Origin of the sequence: Streptococcus mutans, assembly GCF_006739205.1 — a bacterium.
Classification (GTDB): Bacteria; Bacillota; Bacilli; order Lactobacillales; family Streptococcaceae; genus Streptococcus; species Streptococcus mutans.
The window spans coordinates 818,758-839,179 of record NZ_AP019720.1 but is presented as its reverse complement, the minus strand read 5'-3'; the positions used below and the strand labels follow the sequence as shown (position 1 = coordinate 839,179).

The window sequence follows — 20,422 nt, the reverse complement described above, 5'->3', positions numbered from 1 at the left end:
GCGTGTTCAGTTAGTAAGATACAAAGCCCGTCTACCCAGTGATTAGTGGCGGGAGATAAAATCTCCGCGTCACTAAACGAAAATGCTTATAGGCATTTTCTACACTGTGCATTAGCTTTCACTTTCAAAAATAATCGTTTTGAAAGTGAAAGCGTCAAGAAAGCGAGATGAAAATAGGAAACTGACGCCGTGTGACTTGCACACAAGGAAGTTTATCTTTTTCATGACATTTTTAGGGCGTGTTCAGTTAGTAAGATAAAAAGGCGTCAAAAACGAAAAGTCAAAATAGGATAAGACTAAAGAGTCATCAGTCTCTAAGATTTCTGTTTTTTGACACAGCGTTTAATCCTTATTCAATTCCTTTCTTTATTATAAATCTTCAGCAATTTTATTAATTTTTCTTAACCTATGATTAACGCCGCTCTTGGTTAAGGGTACAGCTAAGCTATCAGCAATCTGCTGGATAGAAAAGTCAGGATGGGCTGCTCTGATTTGGGCAATCTGCTGCAATTCTATAGGCAAACTTTCCAAACCAACAGTTTCTTTTATTTTGTTGATATTATTAATCGTTTTGATACTAGCATTAATCGTCTTAGCAATATTAGCTGTTTCGGCATTGCTGGTACGGTTGACATCATTTCTTGTTTCGCGCATAACCTTAATATTTTCAAAAGCTTCCATACCTTCCATACTGCCGATAATAATCAGAAAATCCATGATATCTTCTGCTTTTTGCAAATAAGTAACTGCACCATGCTTATGTTCAATCACCTTGGTATCTAACATAAACTTTTGCATTAGTTTTGCTAAATCTTCAGCATGATCAAGATAAACAGAGAAAATCTCTAGCTGATATTTGCCCGATTCAGGATCTCGGATGGATCCAGTGGAAAGGAAGGCTCCTTTCAAATAAGAACGGCCAGCATTATCATCAGATAAAATTTGCTGTTCAATGCCAGTTTCAATTCCAAAAAAAGAATCCGAAAGCTGTAAATCGGCTAATATTTGTTCAACATTGTCATCTAAAAAAACAGTATAAACACGGTTTTTTCGCAAGTTGGTTTTGTGATGGTACTTTATCTCAGGATTAATCCGATAGAGTCGTTCCAATAATGCGTAAATATGGCGAGCAATTTTAGCATTTTCAGTAATGATGGATAAACTGAGCTTTTTATCTGCCAAGCCTAAACTCCCTGACATTTTAATAATAGCCGACAATTCATTTTTGTCAGCTGAATCCAAATTTAAGATTTCTTCTTTCACCTGTGTGGTAAAACTCATAGCTCTTTCACCTTGATTAAATTCATCAATTCATCCACAACACTTTTACCATTGTGAAAAGCACCGCCATTTTCCAAACAAAGAAAATTAGAAGAAACTACTCGGGGTACCTGCTCTTGAAGTCCAGCAAAGTCATGCTCTACTTGAATGAGGTATTCATCAAATTGATTAGAATTCATATAATCTTGAGGAACTTTTTCTACATTAACCAAAACGGTATCAATAAAGTTTTGCCCCAAATGACGATTGAGAACTCGCACATGATCAGCATCTGTAAAGTGTTCCGTTTCACCATATTGAGTCATAATATTGCAGACATAGGCTACTTCTGCCTCGGTCTCACAGAGTGCTTTTCCAATTTCATCAATGACTAAGTTTGGGAGAATAGAAGTGAAGAGCGAACCCGGACCTAGAACAATCATATCACTTTCCATAATAGCATCAACAACCTTACGACTGGCAGTCGGCTTAGCATCGTCATAGCTATTAGCCACATAGACATGATCAATCATTCCTTTATGCTTGGCAATCTGACTTTCACCAACCACTTCTTGCCCATCCTGAAAAACAGCATGAAGCGTTAAAGCCTTTTCACTTGAAGGATAAATCTTACCTGTTGTATGGAAAAATTTTGACAATATCTGCATAGCATTGTAAGTGGAACCCTGCATCTCAGAAATACCTGCAATGATTAAATTTCCCAAAGGATGACCAGCTAATGCCCCGTCTTCAGCGTTAAAGCGATATTGAAAGATTCTCTCATAAAATTTTGGCATATCACTCATAGCAACTAAGACATTTCTAAGATCTCCTGGAGGTGTTAATTGCATAACATGACGGATAGCACCAGAACTGCCGCCATCATCTGCTACAGTAACGATTGCTGTGATATCTACCTCTTCATGACGCAGACTGTTGAGAATAACAGGTATCCCAGTTCCACCGCCAATAACAGTTATTTTAGGTTTTCTCATGAACGATTCACCGTCTCTTTACGCCGATTTTTATCACGATGGCTCTCATTAACCGTCCAATTTTGTCCTAAATCTTGAGCCAGCCGATGAGCAAAAGCTACACTGCGGTGCTGACCGCCTGTACAGCCAATAGCAATAGTCAGAACAGATTTCCCTTCCTTTTGATAACCCGGTAAAATAGGCGCTAGCAAAGCCAATAAGTGTTGATAAAATTCTTCTGACTCCTGATGCTGCATGACATAATCCGAGACATCTTTATCCAGTCCTGTTTTATCTCGCAGTTCTGGTTTATAGTACGGATTAGGCAGAAAACGCACATCAAAAACTAGATCTGCATCCAAAGGTAAACCATATTTGAATCCAAAGCTGACAACTTCTAAGCGAAAACTCGTTTGACTCTTCTCAACAGAAAATTGATCGGAAATGGTTTTACGGAGTTGACGCGGTGTTAAATCGGTCGTATCAACAACATTTTGGCTGAGATTCTTTAAAGGAGCTAACAATTCCCTCTCAAGAGCAATTCCATCTAGAACACGGCCAGTTGTAGCCAAAGGATGACTGCGACGTGTTTCCTTATACCGTGAAACCAATTCGCTATCTGTTGCATCCAAAAATAGAATGCGAAAATTAATTGTCTCATTTAAGTCAATCTTATCTAAAATAGAACTGACTTCCTTAAAAAAGAGACGGCTACGCATATCAACTACCAAAGCCACTTTATCATTTTCACCGCTGCTTTCAACTAATTCCAAAAATTTGGGAACCAATGCTGGCGGCATATTGTCAATGGTAAAATAACCCAAGTCTTCAAAAGACTGAATGGCAACTGTCTTACCGGCCCCACTCATACCGGTCACAATAACCAAATCAATTTTTTTCTCACTCATTTTCTTCCTTCACTCCCTCCATTTGATTTTGCATGCTTTCTAAACGTGTCAACTGACGGCTAATAGCTGCCAGCATTTCTGTCTGTAGTTTTTGTATTTCTAACAGCTCACTTTGGTCTTGCTGAACAATATGATCCAATTTAGCATGCAGAAAACGGATTTCTTCTTCAGATTTCTTATTAACATTAAAATCATTCAAAGCTTGCAAACGGTCATATTCTGCTGCCCGATTTTGACTCATCATAATGAGCGGAGCCTGCACTGCTGCTAGAGTGGATAGAGCAAGATTGAGTAAAATAAAAGGATAGACATCAAAATGCAGACCAAACAGTCGCAACTGATTGATTAGCATCCAAGCTGCCATCAATAAAATAAAAGAAATAATAAAGGTCCAAGAACCGCCAAATTTAGCCACAGCATCGGCAATTTTTTGTCCAAAGGTAATCTTTGCCTGCAGTTGCTCATCAACATTAATATTGTCTTTTTCCTGACTGAGAGCTGTTACATAACCTTTGATGCTCTCATTTTTTTCCTGAGCCCGAACAATAATTTTACCCATATATCTAAGACTATACTTTGTTAAATGCACATAAGCAATAAAATCATCATCCTTAAGCTTAGGATAATCCTCTAATAACTCATTTTTAATCCCTTGATCTAAATTTTTAAATAAGGCACCATCTACTTTTTGATAACTGCGGCCATCAAAAATATCTTTATAAGTTTGTTTCTTATTCAAAACCGTCGTCATATTTTTCTCCACCCTAACCAGAAAAGAGCCTGAGAATGACTTATTCTCAGAACGGCTTTCTTATGATTAATCATTTGATCCATCAATAAATTTTGCCAAGTGCTCTTTTTGATTCACTATTAAAAACTCTTTAAATAAGTTCAGCAATAACCTCAATTTCAATCTTAACATCTTTGGGCAAACGCGCCACTTCAACGGCTGAACGCGCTGGAAAATCAGATTTAAAAGCTGTTGCATATACCTCATTAAAAGGGACAAAATCATCAATATCACTCAAGAAGCATGTTGTCTTGACGACATGATCAAAGTCTGTTCCAGCCTCAGTTAAAATAGCTGAAATATTTTTTAAGACCTGTTGGGTCTGTTCTTCAATAGTTGTCCCAATCACTTGACCGGTTTCTGGTGACAAGGGAACCTGACCAGAAGCAAAAAGTAAATTTCCCACAATTTTTCCTTGAACATAAGGTCCAATTGCTGCGGGTGCTTTATCAGTATGAATTTTTTTCATATTTTTTCCTTCTTTCTTTTTTATCTCATTTATAATTGCTGACCGAGATAATCAACCGTACGGATAGCTTGAGCAAATTTTTCAGGGTCAAAAGGTGTATTGCGGTATTCATTAGTTGTTAAGGCAACTTCAACAATTTTAGGAATATCTTCCTTAGTCAATCCTAGTTCCTGCAATCTGATTGGCAATCCTAATGCCTTGTTGAAATTAGCCACACGTTCCAGTTCTTCTTGTTCATCAAAATATGCATGCAAGACTAACACACCATAAGAAACAACCATACCATGAAGGTATTCTCCTTCGCGCCTGATGGCAGTTGTACCATTATAAAAAGCATGGGCATGACAAGAGTTGTAGTAAAAATCAGGCTGATTGACCAAGTTAGAAGCATAACCAGTTGATACCACAATATCAAGTGCAATTTCTTCAACTGCCCGAGATACTTTGTTATTTCGTACATCTTCCAGCCCTTGCTGACCATAACGATAAAAGGCCTCTTTTGAAGATAGTGCCACAGCCTCACCTAATCTTGCGGTATGAGGAAACTCTGCTGTCCCTTTTTTCTTTGCTTCCAAGATAGCATGCTCAACTTCAGGAGCTTTTGAAATACCATCGCCAATACCTGCCCAAAAATACTTCTCAGGTGCTTGTGCAATAACACGCGTATTAATAAAAATATGAAGCGGCGAATCAGGATAGCCATATTTTAAAAGAGAATGATCATCATTGTAAACGACTGCAATCGCTGTCCCAGCCGAACAATTAGAGCAAATTGTCGGGAAAGTAAAGGTAGGTTTATCCAATTCTTTAGCAACCATTTTAGCTGTATCAAGTGCTTTTCCGCCTCCAAAACCAAAAATAGCTTCCGCTCTCTGTACATCTGGATTAGCTACCAGTTTATCAATGTTTGTTTGTGTCGAATCAACGCCGTAGACAAAGCTGCCCGTCACTTCGATACCTGCCTGCACCAAAATACTGCGAACCTCATCCTCACTGCTGGCCAAGGCTCTCTCTCCCCCAATTAAGACCACCCGCTTAATATGATAAGGTTTTAAGACTTCGGGAATTTCTTGATAGCAGTCCTCACCATAACTATAGCTTGCCATTATAGTAGTTGTCATTACCTTTCCTCCTATGAAATAATGGCCATCGTCTTTTTCTAGGCGGTGACAATTTATTAACGAAACAGAGACAAAAGATGATTTTCAAGCTATTTGAAGAGCACCTTTTGTATCTGCTTGATGCTTTTTATTATAGCAAAATATTCAGAAGATTAAAACAAGGACTTTACAGAAGAAAAGAACAGCCTTATACTCAGGACTTGTTTAGAATGTAAACAGGACTATTTTTCAACATAAAAATCTATTTAGCTCTGTAAATTCTGGTTTTGTTTTCCTTGTTTGCGAACGAGGTAAGCCCCAAACGAGAGTTTTCACTTCGATAAAAGAGGCTGGGCAAAAACTCATCAAATAGTAAAAAGCCTTAAAATCAAGTTATCAAAAATGTTGGTTTTAAGACTTTTTAAATATCATAATATTTTTGACTAGAAACAGAATTTATGCCCAGCCTCTCGGTCTGAACCAGATTTGTATCTAGGGTTAACTTTCACTAGATTCAGCAATAAAGTTAAGACTATCTATGGTTCAATTCTATGGAGCATCCGCGGGAAAGGAATGGCTTCACGGATGTGTTTCGTTCCTGCTACAAAAGTCACCATACGCTCCAAACCAAGACCGAACCCACAGTGCGGAACAGAACCATATTGACGCAGGTCGAGATAAAAGGCATAATCATCCGGATTAAGTCCGTTCTCTTTGATTTTCGCAAGTAAAGTATCATAATCTGTTTCACGCTCAGAGCCGCCAATGATTTCACCATAACCCTCCGGAGCAAGCAAATCAGCACAGAGAACACGATCCGGATTGCCCGGTACCGGTTTCATGTAAAAGGCTTTCAAGCTAGCTGGATAGTTGACAACAAAAGTTGGTATTCCAAAGTAATTGGAAATCCAAGTTTCATGAGGCGATCCAAAATCATCTCCATGCTCAATATGCTCATAATCAGTATCCTCATCTTCTTCGTGCTCTTGAAGAAGTGTAATCGCATCATCATAAGAGACACGCTTAAACGGTTGGGCAATATACTTCCTAAGTAAATCCGTATCGCGTTCTAAGATACCAAGAGCCTGCGGCGCCCGATCAAGAACACCCTGAATGAGCGTTTTGACATAAGCTTCTTGCAACTCAAGGGACTGTTCATGCGACATGAATGGGTATTCTGCATCCATCATCCAAAACTCTGTCAAATGGCGGCGTGTTTTTGACTTTTCAGCACGGAAAACAGGTCCGAAATCAAAGACGCGGCCAAATGCCATAGCACCTGCTTCCAAATAGAGCTGACCTGACTGACTGAGAAAAGCAGGCTCACCAAAATAGTCTGTCTCAAAAAGATCCGTTGTGTTTTCTGCTGCATTGCCCGATAAGATTGGACTGTCAAATTTGACAAAGCCGTTTTGGTCAAAAAACTCATAAGAAGCATAGATAACAGCGTTACGAATCTGCATAATGGCCATCTGCTTTCGTGAGCGCAGCCAAAGGTGGCGATGATCCATCAAAAAATCAGTTCCATGTTCTTTTGGCGTAATAGGATAATTGTCAGATGTCCCAATGACTTTTAAGTCAGTCGCATCCAACTCATAACCAAATTTCGAACGTTTGTCTTCTTTGACAATCCCCTTAATTTCAATTGCTGTTTCTTGATTAAGATGTTTAATAGTATTGAATTTTTCAAGTCCTGCTTCTTCACCAAATTTTTCGATAAAATTAGGCTTAAAAGCAACCGCTTGGAAAAAAGCTGTTCCATCACGCAACTGTAAGAAAGCGATTTTCCCTTTGCCTGATTTATTAGCAACCCAGGCACCGATAGTAACTTCCTCACCGACATGATTTTTCACATCAATAATAGATATATAGTCTTTAGACACAATAATCTCTTTTCTAATTTTTATTTAAGTTGAATAACTTGTTTTTCTATTTTTCCATAAAAGCTTGTATGCGATTGATAGCTTCCTTAAGAGTGACCATATCTGTTGCATAACTCAAACGGACATTTTCTGGTGCACCAAAGCCAGCACCTGTTACCAAAGCGACACCTGTTTCTTCCAAAAGAGCTGTCGTAAATTCTGTTACATCGGTATACCCCTTCATTTCCATAGCTTTTTTAACATTAGGGAAAAAGTAGAAGGCACCTTCTGGCTTAACAACATGAAATCCCGGAACTTTTGCCAACAAAGGATAAATAGTATTCAAGCGTTCTTCAAAAGCTTGACGCATCACTTCAACTGTATCTTGATTACCTATTAAAGCTTCGATAGCTGCATATTGTGCCGCTGTTGTTAGATTAGAAGTTGTTTGGCTAACAATTTTAGACATAGCTCCAATAATTTCAGGGTCACCAACAGCATAGCCAACACGCCAGCCTGTCATGGAATAGGTTTTAGATACCCCATTAATAACAATTGTTTGCTGGCAAATAGGCTGTGAAATTGTTGAAATAGGCGTAAATCTTGCGCCATTATAAACCAGACGGCCATAAATATCATCAGATAAAATCAAGATATCATGCTTAACAGCCCAATTACCAATAGCTTCCAATTCTTCCTTACTGTAAATCATCCCTGTTGGATTAGATGGACTATTGAGCACAATCATTTTGGTCTTGTTAGTTCTTGCAGCTTCCAATTGTTCGACTGTTGCTTTAAAATGATTTTCTTCACTTGTCCTGATAAACACAGGTACACCATCATTCATCTTGATCTGATCTGCGTAAGACACCCAAAATGGAGTTGGAATAATCACCTCATCTTTTGGATTAATAACAGCTGCAAACAAAGCATAAAGAATAAACTTAGCTCCAGTGCCAACCACAATCTGTTTGCGCTCTACAGAGTATCCATAAAATTTTTCAAAATATTGACTAATGGCATCCTTAAGTTCAGGAAGACCTGAAGCAATTGTGTAAAAAGAAGCACGTCCATCTCTAATTGATTTAATAGCAGCTTCTTGAATATTCTTAGGTGTTACAAAATCAGGCTGTCCTAAAGAAAGTTCTAAAACATCTCGTCCCTGATCCTTAAGTGTTTTAGCGCGAGCACTTGTTGCCAAAGTAACAGACTCTTCCATTTCTAAAACGCGTCTTGATAATTTAGTCATCATGTCTCCTTAATTATTTCCTTTAATTACTAAATCATTTAGCTTTTATACACTAATACTATTTATTATATCAAAAAATGAGTCACTTCAACGAGAATCTTCTGAAAATGTTGACTCGAAACGGAGAAATGACTAGCTAGAGCCTGATAAATTATTTTTCCATAGTTTTTATTGACAACTCGGCTATCTAAAATAACAATTGCTGAAAACTGCCTGTTATTGCGCCTTGTTCGGCCAATAGCCTGTCGCAAGCGTAAAATGCTTGTTGGTAAAGTATAGTCATAAAAAGGATTTTTACCTTCCTGCCGTAATTGACGATTTAATTTCTTAACAAACAAATCCTCCGGATTATCAAACGGCAAACGCGTGATGACCTCAATTAAGCGGTCTTGCTCAACAAAATCAACACCTTCCCAAAAACCTCCTGTTCCAAGCAATATATCAGCTTCTCCACGATCAAAACGCCGCTTAATATTAAAGGGACTTCCATTTTTCTCCTGAGTCAAATGAGTAAGTTTCGCTTCATCCAGCAAATCAGAAACAGCAAACATCGTTTTTTTAGAGTTAAAAAGAACCAACATGGGCTGCTTTAGCTGAGCCAATTGCAACAGCCGTTTGGTAAGCAATGTTTCATACTCTGAATCTGATATATCATTTACTCTAGGCATTGTCTTATCAACCCAAATAGCCTGCTGATGTGACTTTTCTCCCGAAATACTATCAAAAGTAAACTGTTCAAAGCCAAGAAGGTTCGCTAAACTCACTTTGGGACTAATTTGAAGAGTGGCTGAAACCAAGTAAGTCTTTTTGGTAGCCGGTAAAAATTGTGTAAAGTCAGTAAAATCAAGACGGGCTGACTTTAGAAGAACTGTTCGATGATCCCAAAAGAAATCTTCTTCAAACCAAAAGTCTGAATAAGGTTCTTCAAATAAAGCCTGTAAATCCGCTAACTCGGTCAGACTTAATTCTGATAAATGTTGCCGCAAGCGTTCAATAGTTTCTTTCTTAAATAACTGTCGCTTTTCCTTATTAAAAAGATATAACAAATGATTTAATTCAAACTGAATGCTTTCTAACAACCGTTTTTCTAAAATATTTTGAGAATTCTCCAAAAGCTGATTAAGAGTCTGTAAAGTCTCAGTCATGTTGATTTGGCGCCTTGAAAACTGCTCCAAGGTCAAAAAAAGTCTCTGCGCCTCATCAATAACCAAAATCTGATTTTCAACAAAGGCCTGATCATCTTCTATACGCGTTAAGAGATAGGCGTGATTAGTAATAAGCAAACGGCTTGATTTTGCTCTTTGATAACTTTTCTGCCAGAAATCAAGATGATAAAAAAGGGATTGCTTACTCAAAGTGCCATCATGTCTGATTTCGTCAAAATAAGCAGCATAGCGTTGTTTTTGTTTGATCTCATCAAGATCGCCAGTTCTTGTTTCCAACAACCAAACCAAAAGCTGCATCTTATAACGATTGAGCAAACGATTATCATCTTTTCTCATCAAAGTCTTATAAAAGCTATCTAATTTGAGGTAATTTTGAGGACTCTTTAAGCTGTGACTATTGATATGAAAAGCTTCTCTTAAAGCCTGTGCCTCATTAGCCATGATTTGATCTTGAAGAATTTTGGTTGGAACACTGACGATAATCTGTTCCTCCCCATGCTGATTAAGAAGTGGTAAGAGGTAACCATAGGTTTTACCAATGCCTGATTGAGCCTCAATAAAACTAGCCCTACTATCTTCAAATTTCGCTTCAATAACTTGGGCAAATTTAAGCTGCTGAGTTCTTTCTTCAAGGTCTAACAAGGCGATATTAGTCGCAAAATCCTGTGATAACTGCCGTTCTTTTAAAAAAGGCTCTTCTTTTTTTAGGACAATTCCTGCCACTTCCTGATAATCTGATGACAAGTGATTGGAAGCTGCTGCAAAAGCTTCTTCAATAGGTAATTTGGATTCATACAGAAGACTGTCTGAGAATTGCAAGATTCTTTCTAAAGTCAACTTAGGAAGATCTGTCATTTTCTGTTTTAATTTCAAAAAAAGTTCTGCTGTTGCTTTCGCATCGGCAATGGCCGTATGAGCATCTGACAAGTCAATCTTTAAAAGCTCTGTCAAATTTCCTAATGAATATTTTTCAAAAGTTGGGTAAAAAACTTGTGCCAATTCAACCGTATCAACACGAGGTGTTAGCAGCTCAAATCCTTCTAAAAAAAGATGTTCTGCCAAAAGATTGGCATCAAATTTAACATTGTGAGCAACAAAAACACAATCATCAATGAGATGATAGATGTCAGCTGCTACTTCGGAAAAATCAGGCGCCTGCTGCAATTGAGCATCTGTAATTCCTGTCAATCTAATAATAGCTTTAGAAAGCGGCTTATGGGGATTGACATCCGTGGTATAAGTTTGAATAATTTGTTCATTTTCAATAATCACAATCCCAACTTGAATGATGGAAGCTGAGTGGCTAGCACCTGTTGCCTCCAAATCAACCACAGCATACTTTCTTGTTTTTTTCTCCGTCATAACATTAAAATTATACCATATTTCACCAGAAAATGATGGCGTTGTTTCCTTTTCAACTGTGTTCATAAAAGTGAGTTAATTGATCTATAATGACTGTTTAAATACCTAGGCGACAATTACTGAATTAGCTAAATAACAAAACAACTGTTAGGGTAAGTTCATTCACATTCATTTTCTATTTTAAGCGATCTCTGCTATTTTTTCACATTTTTCTATGTTATAATAGGCTTAATTCGATTTCTTCAAGGGAGATATACTGTGAAAAAGAAAACCAAGCTGAATAATTACTATCTTGAAATGATGGAGCATTATCTTGATGTCCCTTATTACAATGAAAAAAGGCGCGTTCGTGTGCTTCTACCCAAGGATTACGACAAGGAAGATTGGGCTACTTACCCCGTTCTTTACATGCACGATGGGCAAAATATTTTTTACAGTAAGGAATCCTTTTCAGGCTACTCTTGGAAAATTATTCCGACCATCAAACAACACAAGGAATTGCCTAAGTTAATTATTGTTGGTATTGACAATTCCGGTGACAACCGCCTCAATGAATATGCTCCTTGGATGACCGATGTTGGAACGACACCTGAAACTGCCAGCAGTGGTGGAGATGGTATGGCTTATGGTGAATGGGTTGTTAATACTGTTAAACCCTTTATTGACCAAACCTATCGTAGCAAGACTGATCCTGCCAATACGCTCTTAGCTGGATCTTCCATGGGTGGTATCATTACGGCCTATATGGGAGCTGCCTATCCTCATATTTTTGGAAATCTCGGCGTTTTTTCTCTAGCCTCTTGGTTCAGCGAACGCGATTTCCTTCGTTTCTTGAATCACCATCCTCTGGATAAAAACAGCAAGGTCTTTATCCAAGTTGGTACCAAAGAAGGTGATGCTGTTGACGATGAATTTGCTCCTAATATGAATCAGGCCTATATTGACTGTACGCTCCACTACTATCAGTCCCTCCTACGCACTGGTCATCCTATGGAGCATATTGATTTACATATCATGGCCAACGAAATTCATCACGAAAAATATTGGGCTAATCATTTTATTGAATTTCTGAAATTCACATTGAAAGGATAACAGAAAAATAGACAGACAGGTAGTTGCCACTTTAGTCTCAAGGATCGAGACTAAAACTGACAAAAAGTAGTCAATCAATAGATGGAAAATAGATTTTCGAATAAGCCTATTAAAAATACGGTTAAACGACATTTAACCGTATTTTTTGATAATACTCAAATGTAAACTTATATTTAGCCGATTTTTTATTTCGCCCAATCAACCTAAAAGGCTATTGTATATCAAAAGCTTGACCAAATGAATGATAATAGGCTAAAAAAGCTGTAAGACTATCATTAAATTTGATTTGTTTGTCCTCAATAAAAATGATTTGTGTTTTTTCAGGAACCAAAAAGTCAAATTGATGAGAGGTGATGATTAACTGCTTTCCTTGATCAAGTTTATCATAAAAGAGACTCAAGATATCAGAGATAACACTGAGATCCAAATTAGCAAACGGTTCGTCGAAAATATATAAGTCTCTTTCGATTTGCAAAAATAACCAGATGGTCAAATACCTGCGCTCTCCCATAGACAAGGAACCAAAAGGTTTATTCAAATTATTTCTAATTTTTTGAGGAAGGTGCTCCATTGTGATAGCACTATCCTCGGACAAATCTCCAATTAAAGTTATTGTATCTTTTACAGTGGCCTCTGCAATAAAGGGTAAGCCTTGACTATGATAAATAATTCGACTATTCTTAGGAAAATCGTGAAAATTTTCAGGTCTATTATGGTCTAAGTCAGAAATTAAATCCAATAACAGTGTCTTTCCTACACCATTTCTACCGATAATAAGATTTAATTTTTGATTGGCAAAGGACATACTGACATTATCCAATAATAACTGCTGATTTATTTTTAAATTAAAATCTTTGATCTGCATTTTAATTCCTATCTTTTATGGAAAATACCGATGACTCTTTCAGACAGTAACTGCCCACAATAAGCCAAGCAAATATTGGCAGGTATAAAGGAGCTGCATCCACAAGCTTACCACTTATAGTTAAGCTAATTTCATTAATCAAAGAAAAAATATTCATAAAATGAAACAAGCCACTTAAAATAATATTTTTAGACGTATACTCCAATGATAGCAAAGAAAGCAACAAATAAGATGTTAAGATAGCCTGCAAGGTTACTGCATTTACAGAAAGCTTTAAAAAGATAGCAAAAGCAAAAAAACAAATTGCTACTCCTAAAAAGGTTAAAATATTAAAAAACACAAATAATTCTAAATCAACACTTTTAGTTATTAATTCAAAAATAAAGAGCAGAATATTAATTTGTACGCTTGTTAAAAGAAAATTGACTAATAAATTAACAGCAAAAATATAAAATTTTGAACCCGTTAGACTAGAAAAAACTTTGAGATAGTTATTTTCTCTAAGAGAAACAATATTTCCTGCCCAGCCAAATAACATGGCAATAACAATAATATAAGAAATATAGGGAGTCAAAAAGACAAATTTCTCTTGAGCATCTAAGCCGATTCCTCTTTTGCTTAAAGCTAAAAACAAATTGACAGCTGGTAAAAGCAGGGTATAAACCAAAAAGAATTTATTGGACAGAGTTATATTTATCTGAAATTTAAACAGTGCCAGTATTTTCTTTAACATGACTAATGATGACCTCCAAGTGATGTTCATACTTAAATTAAGGAAAGGGTAGATATTTTTTCTCATTTGGAAAAGATTGATTTTTATCTTTGTAATAAGAAATGTTATAATTTCGAGGGTCTATCTTTGTATTATCAATTGAAGGAAATCCTTCAGTAGAATAGACTCTAACCAATTTGCAAAAATTCATCACTGAAGCTGTTTCCAATAGTTGAAGACTTATAGGAATATTGAGATGCTTAGAAGCTATCAAGAAATCGTCCATTGAAAAAGTTTTATCTCTCACTACCCAATCTTCAAGAGGTTTAGCTGTTTTTAAGTAGTCATAAGTTTTCAGCAATAACTTTAAAGAAACGTGTTTTTCAAAATAATCTGTATAAATGTTACGAGTATCTTCCTGCTTAGAAATAAATTCTGTAAAGAGAACATCTTCTTTTTCAATATTTGGGAAGAAAGGTTTCCAAATCCAGAAGCTTCCTTAAACGCCTTTAAAAATGCTTCATATTGATCTTTATGGCAACCTAAGCCCATAGAAAAATGCTTCTTCGTCCAATAAATAAAAATAACAACTGAAACATTAGGGACGATACTAATATCATTAACATAATAGTTTCCTTTTTAAAAAAACAAATTGATTTATATTGCTCTTAATTGGAAATAAACAACAAAAATTGTTTTAAAACGAATAAAAAGATACTTTTTATTATAATTTGAATTAAAACACAAGTCAAGAGCTATTTTTTTAAAAACGATTATAAAGTAGCATATTGTTGTTAAATAAATGTAATAAAAATTCTATAATGTCCATCGAAACTATGGGGCTAGCAAAATCTTCATTGCTCGGAATATCAAAAAGAGTTTGGGACAAAAGTCTCAAACTCCTTCAATCTGTGCAACATCAAATGTTTGACGCAGTGGTTTATTGGAAGTCCTTATCCCTTGCTACGCAAGTGATAGCGGACATCCTAATAAACTGTGCGGAGGTGGGACAACAAAATCGAAATTGCCATTTCATAACGATTTACCGATTTTTGTTCCACTCTCAGATATTAGTAGAAGTCAACCCATTAAAGTTGACAATGAACCTATTTTCTATTAAATTCGTCCTTCTTCTTCCAGTTTTCCTAAGAAATAAGGCATCTGCACGCGCCACCATTCCCAGTCATGAGCAACATCTGAACCCCAGAAGTCAAACCATGCTGGAATTGATTTGGCTTCAAAAGCTTCTTTCAAGCGAATGGTATCAATAATATGCGGCTCTTCCCATGCTCCCTGACCGACCGCAACGATGAAGCGATTGCGGCGATAGCGATCTAAGAACCAAGAATCTTCTTGATTCCAGAGGTAATCAATAGGAGAATTGTAGTAAACAGCAGGATCCCCATAAAATTCACCTGTAAAGAAACGCGCATCATAAACCCCAGATAGGGCTACAGAAATATCAAATAAATCTGGATGACGCAGGGAAAAATTCACCGTATGAAAAGCTCCCATTGAACAACCAGTCGCCATCATCATCCCATCCCAATTGGATTCGTAACGAATCAGTGGTACTAATTCATGAACGATATAGCGATCATAGGCTTCATGCGCTAGAGCCATATCATGACCTGATTTTCCCTCAGCTAACCATGACTCCCTATCTAAAGAATCAGGTGTGTAAAATTTTACCAAACCGCGGTCAATAAAACTTTGGCAGGCTTCAATCATACCAAAGTCACCATATTCATTCTGACTGCCGCCCGATGATGGAAAGACAATAATCGGTTTTCCAGCATGTCCGTAAACATTAAAATACATTTCTCGGCCCAATTGACCAGACCAGTGACTTCTTCTCTCAAAATGCATAGTTAAGATACCAAGAGCGAACCAAAAAGTACTTGAAATTAAAAAACTGTTTAAGAAATCAAAATTTGTTAAATAATTTAGTCCCTTTCAAGCTTCTTGACCGCATTTATCCTTTCAATATCATTATTTAATTCTCAAAGTTTAGATTTTAGCATGAGCAAAACAGATAATGTCACGCATTTCATTCATGGTTTCTGTTCGAGCTAAAATACCAACTTCTCCCATAATTTTAGCAAAAATACCCGGAACAGACTCAATTTCAATAATATGATGGCCAAATTTAGTTTCAATATCCTCTATGCTATGCGCATAATGTTTATTAGCCTTACGAGCTATATAAACAACGTTATAAGGACGAGTGATATGAGCTTCAAAACGATTGTCTTTAACAATATGGGCATACTCATTAAAAACATCAAAATCATTGGCATAGTCCCACATATCAATGGTCAGGCCACCTGGCGGACGGCAGTTAACTTCAAGCGCCATTAAATCTTTAGTCTTTTTAATACGGAAGAATTCAAAATGGAAGAAACGTTCTTTAACATTGAAGGCTTCAACACATTGCTCACCTAGTTTAATCAGCTCTGGTGAGATGTCGCGAGGGACATAATAGAACATATCGTTATCTTTTTCTACCGTATCCAAAACCGCTTCAGAATATTCCAAACTAGAATAAAAGACAATATTGCCTTCGTGATCTGTCAAGCCATCGAAAGTAACGATATCACCATCAATGAATTCTTCCATGATATAGTCAACTGTGGGATTTTGATAGCCAAAAAAGTCTTCTAATTCTTCAGCTGACTTGATTTTGTATGTATCCGAAGCACCAACACCAGAGTTGGGTTTAATGATAACCGGAAAACCGAGTTCCTTAGTCAAAGCACGAGCATCTTCAGTGCTAGTAAAGACGCGGCCACGAGCAACTTTAATTCCTGTCTTGCGGAAAATTTCTTTCATACGTGCTTTCGTTTTGATAGAAAGCATATCTTCATTTTTATAACCAAAAACATTAAAATCCGTCCGCAAATGGGCATCTAATTCCAACCAATATTCATTATGGGATTCAATACGATCAATTCTGCCATACTTATGAGCAAAATAAGCAACAGCACGGTAAACCTGATCATAATCTTCCATATTATCAACACGGTAATACTCCGTTAGATGATCACGTAAACCCTGACTTAATTGCTCATAAGGGGTATCCGCAATCCCTAGTGTATTGATACCATTTTCATATAAACGGTGGGCGAAAGTCTCAAAATTTGCTGGAAAATGGGGGGAAATCATTACAAAATTCATTTTTCTATCCATAAATAAATCCTCTTATAGTTTCTACTTCTTTAGTCTAGCACAATTTTTAGGATAATTCTATGGAAATGACAAAATTTTCTGATTATTTACTCTTTTTAAAAATTACTAAAACAAAAAAAGACCCTAAGGCCTTTTTCTCTATTTTAATGAAACTGCATGCCACCATCAACCAATATAGTTTGACCAGTAACATAATCTGAATCAGGGCTAGCCAAGAAAGAAACGACATTGGCAACATCTTCTGGTTTTGATAAACGCTGCAAAGTGATGTCTTTGGCAAATTGTTGCATGCCCCACTCATCATCTTTTCCAGCATTTTGACCGACCTTATGAGCAATATCATACATCATCGGTGTTTTAACAATACCAGGCGCAAAAGCATTAACTGTAATGCCATCTTTAGCTAAGTCACGCGCTGTTACCTGAGTGATTCCGCGTACAGCAAATTTAGTTCCTGAATAGAGTGTCAACTCTGGATTTCCGACAACCCCAGCTTGTGAACTGGCATTGATAATCTTTCCGCCATGTCCCAAAGCTTTAAAATGCTTATAAGCAGCTTGCGTTCCCCAAATGACACCTCCGACATTAACACCGTAGACCTGTTTAAATTGTTCTTCAGTAATTGTTTCAACTGGAGTCGTTGGTCCAAGGCCTGCATTGTTGACCACAACTGACAAATCTCCAAATTTTTTAACAATTTGATCAAAAGCATCAAAAACAGCCTCACGTTTTGAAACATCTACTGTTACTGCTAGGGCATCTTCCTTGGAAATACTAGCAGCAGCTTCTTGAACTGCTTGAGTATTGTAATCAAGCATGCCAATTTTAAAACCATCGGCATGAAGACGTTTAGCAATAGCAAGGCCAATTCCCTGACCTGCACCAGTAACAATTGCAACTTTTGTCATATTAAAAACCTCCATTCTCGAATAATAATAGTATAAACTCGAAAAAAAATAAGGTCAATTAAAAAATGACGGCTTTCCTTTCTTTTTGATTTCAAAAAGAAAGCATTTTTGTTAAACTAAAGATATGAAAATCTTAAGAACTTTAAACGATGCTGCTCGTGAAAGCACCTATTACCTTGTTAATGAAGAGGCAGTCCTCTTGATAGACCCTGGAAGCAATGGTGATGATATCCTTGCTCAATTAAAGGAAATCAATAAACCTATTGCTGCTATTTTACTGACCCATACCCATTACGACCACATTATGAGTCTTGATTTGGTACGGCAGCATTTTAATTATCCGCCAGTCTATGTTTCTGAAAAAGAGGCTTCTTGGCTGGGCAGCCCTATTGACAATTTATCAGGATTGAGTCGTCACAGTGATATGGAAGATGTGGTTGCTGCTCCTGCTGACTTTTTCTTTAATGATAATATGGATTACCATATAGCTGGCTTTCATTTCAAAGTTGTTCCAACACCCGGACATTCTTGGGGAAGTGTTTCCTTTATTTTTATAGATGAAGAAATAGTTTTTTCGGGAGATGCTCTCTTTAAAGAAAGTATTGGGCGTACTGATTTGCCTACTGGAAATTTTGATGAGCTCATTAACAGTATCAAAGAAAACCTTTTTAGCCTGCCAAATCATTTTAAAGTTTTCCCAGGGCATGGCTTTGATACAACAATTGGGCATGAAAAGAACTTCAACCCTTTCTTTAACCAGTAAATAAATGAGAAATCTTCAATCAAGCTACTTGATTTGCTTTATTTAGTAAATATCAAAAAACGGATGATTTAGAATCCATTCTATCATCCCGATAAGCAAAAAAGCCCAATCAAGGGCTTTTTTTATATCTTCAAGAATCGTCTCATTGATAAAATTGAGCCTAAAGCCCCAATCAAAATACCAACGATAAACATGGCACCAATAAGGTAAAAGATGAAAGGACTTGGTTCATAAAGAGAGAGATTTTGAGCAGCAAGATTTGGATTGAATTGCTCAAATGCAAAGATATATAAGTAACCTACAACAACCGCTGGAATAATCGCTCCAATAAGACCAACCCAAGCTCCTTCAAAGAAGAATGGCGTTCTGATATAGCCATTTTTGGCACCAACTAAACGCATGATTTGAATTTCATTACGACGTGACAAAATAGTTATACGAATCGTATTGGAAATCAAAAAGATAGCAACCAAAACTAGGAGGCCAGTTCCTGCAAGTCCCCATGTCCGAACAAAGTTAGCCAAACCAAAAATACGATCAGTATCTGTGCCGCCATAAGCAACTGAATCAACACCAGAAATTTTCCCAATAGCTTTAGCTACTGTTTTGACTTCACTAGGTGAAGTTGTCTGCACAATGTATACATCATATAAAGGATTGGAATCCCCATCAAACAAGTTCCAATCGTCTCCCATGGTTTTCTTAAGTTTCTCTAATTGTTCATCCTTACTTGAAAAGGTAATTGATTTAACGTGTTCAATTTTTTTAATTTGATCATATACCTTATGATAATCAGGATTGTTAACTGTTTTATTGGCATCATTTGAATCTACATAAGATTTAACATTATCCTTAGAATCAACTTGCAAATAAGTATTAATCTGAACATTTTTTTCAATACCAGATGCTAACTTTTCAGTATTTAAGAGAAAGGCTGCAAAGATACCGACCAAGATCAAGGTAATGGTTACAGAGCTAACCGCTGCAACAGTCATCCAGCCATTACGTTTTAAATTTTTAATGGATTGCCATAAATGACGGAAAAATCTTCTAATCATTATATCCATACTCTCCTTCCTCTTCATCACGAACAATACGACCATCTTCAATGGCAACAACACGATGACGAAGTGTATCTACAATTTGGCGATTATGAGTTGCCATCAAAACAGTCGTCCCTTGAAGATTAATACGTTCAAGCAACTGCATAATTTCCCATGAAATTTCAGGATCCAAGTTACCTGTAGGTTCATCGGCAATCAAAACCTGCGGATTATTGACAATGGCACGTGCGATTGCCACCCGTTGCTGTTCACCACCTGATAATTGATCTGGAAAAGAGCGCATTTTGTGTTTCAGCCCGACTAAATCAAGAACTTCTGTTACACGCTTTTTAATAACACGCGGTTTTTCACCGATAACTTCCATGGCAAAAGCAATATTTTCAAAGACCGTTTTGTTAGGCAAGAGTTTATAATCTTGGAAGACAACCCCAATACTACGACGCAGGATGGGAATTTCTCTTTTCTTCATCTTAGCTAAATTAAATTTCCCAACTTTAAGAGCCCCTTTAGTCGTTCTTTCTTCACGATAAAGCAATCTAATAAAGGTTGACTTTCCAGCACCTGATGGACCAACTAAATAAACAAATTCACCTTGATTAACTGAAATTGTTATATTTCGCAGAGCAGTTGCACCGCGGTTATACTTTTTCGTAACACCCTTCATCTGAATTAATGCCATAATTTTTATT

Annotated in this window: 20 protein-coding genes; 2 read left to right on the top strand and 18 right to left on the bottom strand. The window is 36.8% G+C overall.

Features of this window, described 5'->3' with window-relative positions:
• Positions 1-369: 369 nt before the first annotated feature.
• The 9 genes from whiA to FNL60_RS04295 form a co-directional block, all read right to left on the bottom strand.
• Complete coding sequence (gene whiA, locus FNL60_RS04340) at positions 370-1,281, bottom strand: DNA-binding protein WhiA (protein ID WP_002264986.1); 912 nt, start codon at positions 1,279-1,281, stop codon at positions 370-372.
• Positions 1,278-2,255: a YvcK family protein gene (locus FNL60_RS04335; protein WP_002263722.1), complete on the bottom strand. Its 978-nt coding sequence runs from the start codon at positions 2,253-2,255 to the stop codon at positions 1,278-1,280. The genes whiA and FNL60_RS04335 overlap by 4 nt, the downstream gene beginning before the upstream one ends.
• The gene (gene rapZ / locus FNL60_RS04330) at positions 2,252-3,142 is read right to left on the bottom strand and encodes an RNase adapter RapZ (RefSeq protein ID WP_002263721.1); all 891 of its coding nucleotides are present in this window, start codon (positions 3,140-3,142) and stop codon (positions 2,252-2,254) included. Before rapZ ends, FNL60_RS04335 begins: the two co-directional genes overlap by 4 nt.
• Entirely contained in the window at positions 3,135-3,893 is a 759-nt protein-coding gene (locus FNL60_RS04325) for a DUF1003 domain-containing protein (protein WP_002263720.1), read from the bottom strand. The genes rapZ and FNL60_RS04325 overlap by 8 nt, the downstream gene beginning before the upstream one ends.
• A gap of 130 nt (positions 3,894-4,023) precedes the next feature.
• Entirely contained in the window at positions 4,024-4,401 is a 378-nt protein-coding gene (locus FNL60_RS04320) for a RidA family protein (protein WP_002263719.1), read from the bottom strand.
• 29 nt (positions 4,402-4,430) lie between these two features.
• Entirely contained in the window at positions 4,431-5,522 is a 1,092-nt protein-coding gene (locus tag FNL60_RS04315; protein ID WP_002263718.1) for an iron-containing alcohol dehydrogenase family protein, read from the bottom strand.
• A 515-nt stretch (positions 5,523-6,037) separates the two neighbouring features.
• Positions 6,038-7,384: an asparagine--tRNA ligase gene (gene asnS, locus FNL60_RS04305; RefSeq protein ID WP_002274025.1), complete on the bottom strand. Its 1,347-nt coding sequence runs from the start codon at positions 7,382-7,384 to the stop codon at positions 6,038-6,040.
• A 46-nt stretch (positions 7,385-7,430) separates the two neighbouring features.
• The gene (locus FNL60_RS04300) at positions 7,431-8,612 is read right to left on the bottom strand and encodes a pyridoxal phosphate-dependent aminotransferase (protein WP_002279998.1); all 1,182 of its coding nucleotides are present in this window, start codon (positions 8,610-8,612) and stop codon (positions 7,431-7,433) included.
• A gap of 65 nt (positions 8,613-8,677) precedes the next feature.
• Complete coding sequence (locus FNL60_RS04295) at positions 8,678-11,140, bottom strand: bifunctional DnaQ family exonuclease/ATP-dependent helicase (RefSeq protein WP_080011554.1); 2,463 nt, start codon at positions 11,138-11,140, stop codon at positions 8,678-8,680.
• 258 nt (positions 11,141-11,398) lie between these two features.
• Between FNL60_RS04295 and FNL60_RS04290 the strand changes: the two genes are divergently transcribed.
• Positions 11,399-12,232 (top strand): alpha/beta hydrolase, encoded by an 834-nt coding sequence (locus tag FNL60_RS04290; protein WP_002263714.1) that lies wholly within the window; start codon positions 11,399-11,401, stop codon positions 12,230-12,232.
• A gap of 211 nt (positions 12,233-12,443) precedes the next feature.
• Here FNL60_RS04290 and FNL60_RS04285 read toward each other — a convergent pair whose 3' ends face one another.
• From FNL60_RS04285 to FNL60_RS04250, 7 genes are all read right to left on the bottom strand, one after another.
• Positions 12,444-13,097 (bottom strand): ATP-binding cassette domain-containing protein, encoded by a 654-nt coding sequence (locus FNL60_RS04285; protein WP_002263713.1) that lies wholly within the window; start codon positions 13,095-13,097, stop codon positions 12,444-12,446.
• A 1-nt stretch (position 13,098) separates the two neighbouring features.
• Positions 13,099-13,830 carry a hypothetical protein gene (locus FNL60_RS04280; protein WP_002279999.1) on the bottom strand — a complete coding sequence of 244 codons (732 nt, stop codon included), beginning with the start codon at positions 13,828-13,830 and terminating at the stop codon, positions 13,099-13,101.
• Between the two features lie 37 nt (positions 13,831-13,867).
• Positions 13,868-14,170 carry a hypothetical protein gene (locus FNL60_RS04275; protein ID WP_002263711.1) on the bottom strand — a complete coding sequence of 101 codons (303 nt, stop codon included), beginning with the start codon at positions 14,168-14,170 and terminating at the stop codon, positions 13,868-13,870.
• A gap of 5 nt (positions 14,171-14,175) precedes the next feature.
• Positions 14,176-14,361, bottom strand: a complete 186-nt coding sequence (locus tag FNL60_RS04270; RefSeq protein WP_002263710.1) for a hypothetical protein — start codon at positions 14,359-14,361, stop codon at positions 14,176-14,178.
• Positions 14,362-14,925: 564 nt separating this feature from the next.
• Positions 14,926-15,678 (bottom strand): esterase family protein, encoded by a 753-nt coding sequence (locus FNL60_RS04260; RefSeq protein ID WP_002268402.1) that lies wholly within the window; start codon positions 15,676-15,678, stop codon positions 14,926-14,928.
• A 141-nt stretch (positions 15,679-15,819) separates the two neighbouring features.
• On the bottom strand, positions 15,820-16,998 hold the full coding sequence (locus FNL60_RS04255; RefSeq protein WP_002263541.1) for an ATP-grasp domain-containing protein: 1,179 nt from the start codon (positions 16,996-16,998) through the stop codon (positions 15,820-15,822).
• 143 nt (positions 16,999-17,141) lie between these two features.
• Positions 17,142-17,906, bottom strand: coding sequence for a (S)-acetoin forming diacetyl reductase (locus FNL60_RS04250; RefSeq protein ID WP_002263540.1), 765 nt, complete (start codon positions 17,904-17,906; stop codon positions 17,142-17,144).
• A 124-nt stretch (positions 17,907-18,030) separates the two neighbouring features.
• Here FNL60_RS04250 and FNL60_RS04245 point away from each other — a divergent pair, with 124 nt between their 5' ends.
• Positions 18,031-18,669, top strand: coding sequence for an MBL fold metallo-hydrolase (locus FNL60_RS04245; RefSeq protein WP_002268401.1), 639 nt, complete (start codon positions 18,031-18,033; stop codon positions 18,667-18,669).
• A 122-nt stretch (positions 18,670-18,791) separates the two neighbouring features.
• On the opposite strand, the gene ftsX is transcribed toward FNL60_RS04245, so the two are convergent.
• Together ftsX and ftsE are read right to left on the bottom strand one after the other, a co-directional pair.
• The gene (gene ftsX, locus FNL60_RS04240; RefSeq protein WP_002263538.1) at positions 18,792-19,727 is read right to left on the bottom strand and encodes a permease-like cell division protein FtsX; all 936 of its coding nucleotides are present in this window, start codon (positions 19,725-19,727) and stop codon (positions 18,792-18,794) included.
• Positions 19,720-20,412, bottom strand: a complete 693-nt coding sequence (gene ftsE, locus FNL60_RS04235; protein ID WP_002265091.1) for a cell division ATP-binding protein FtsE — start codon at positions 20,410-20,412, stop codon at positions 19,720-19,722. Before ftsE ends, ftsX begins: the two co-directional genes overlap by 8 nt.
• Positions 20,413-20,422: the final 10 nt, after the last annotated feature.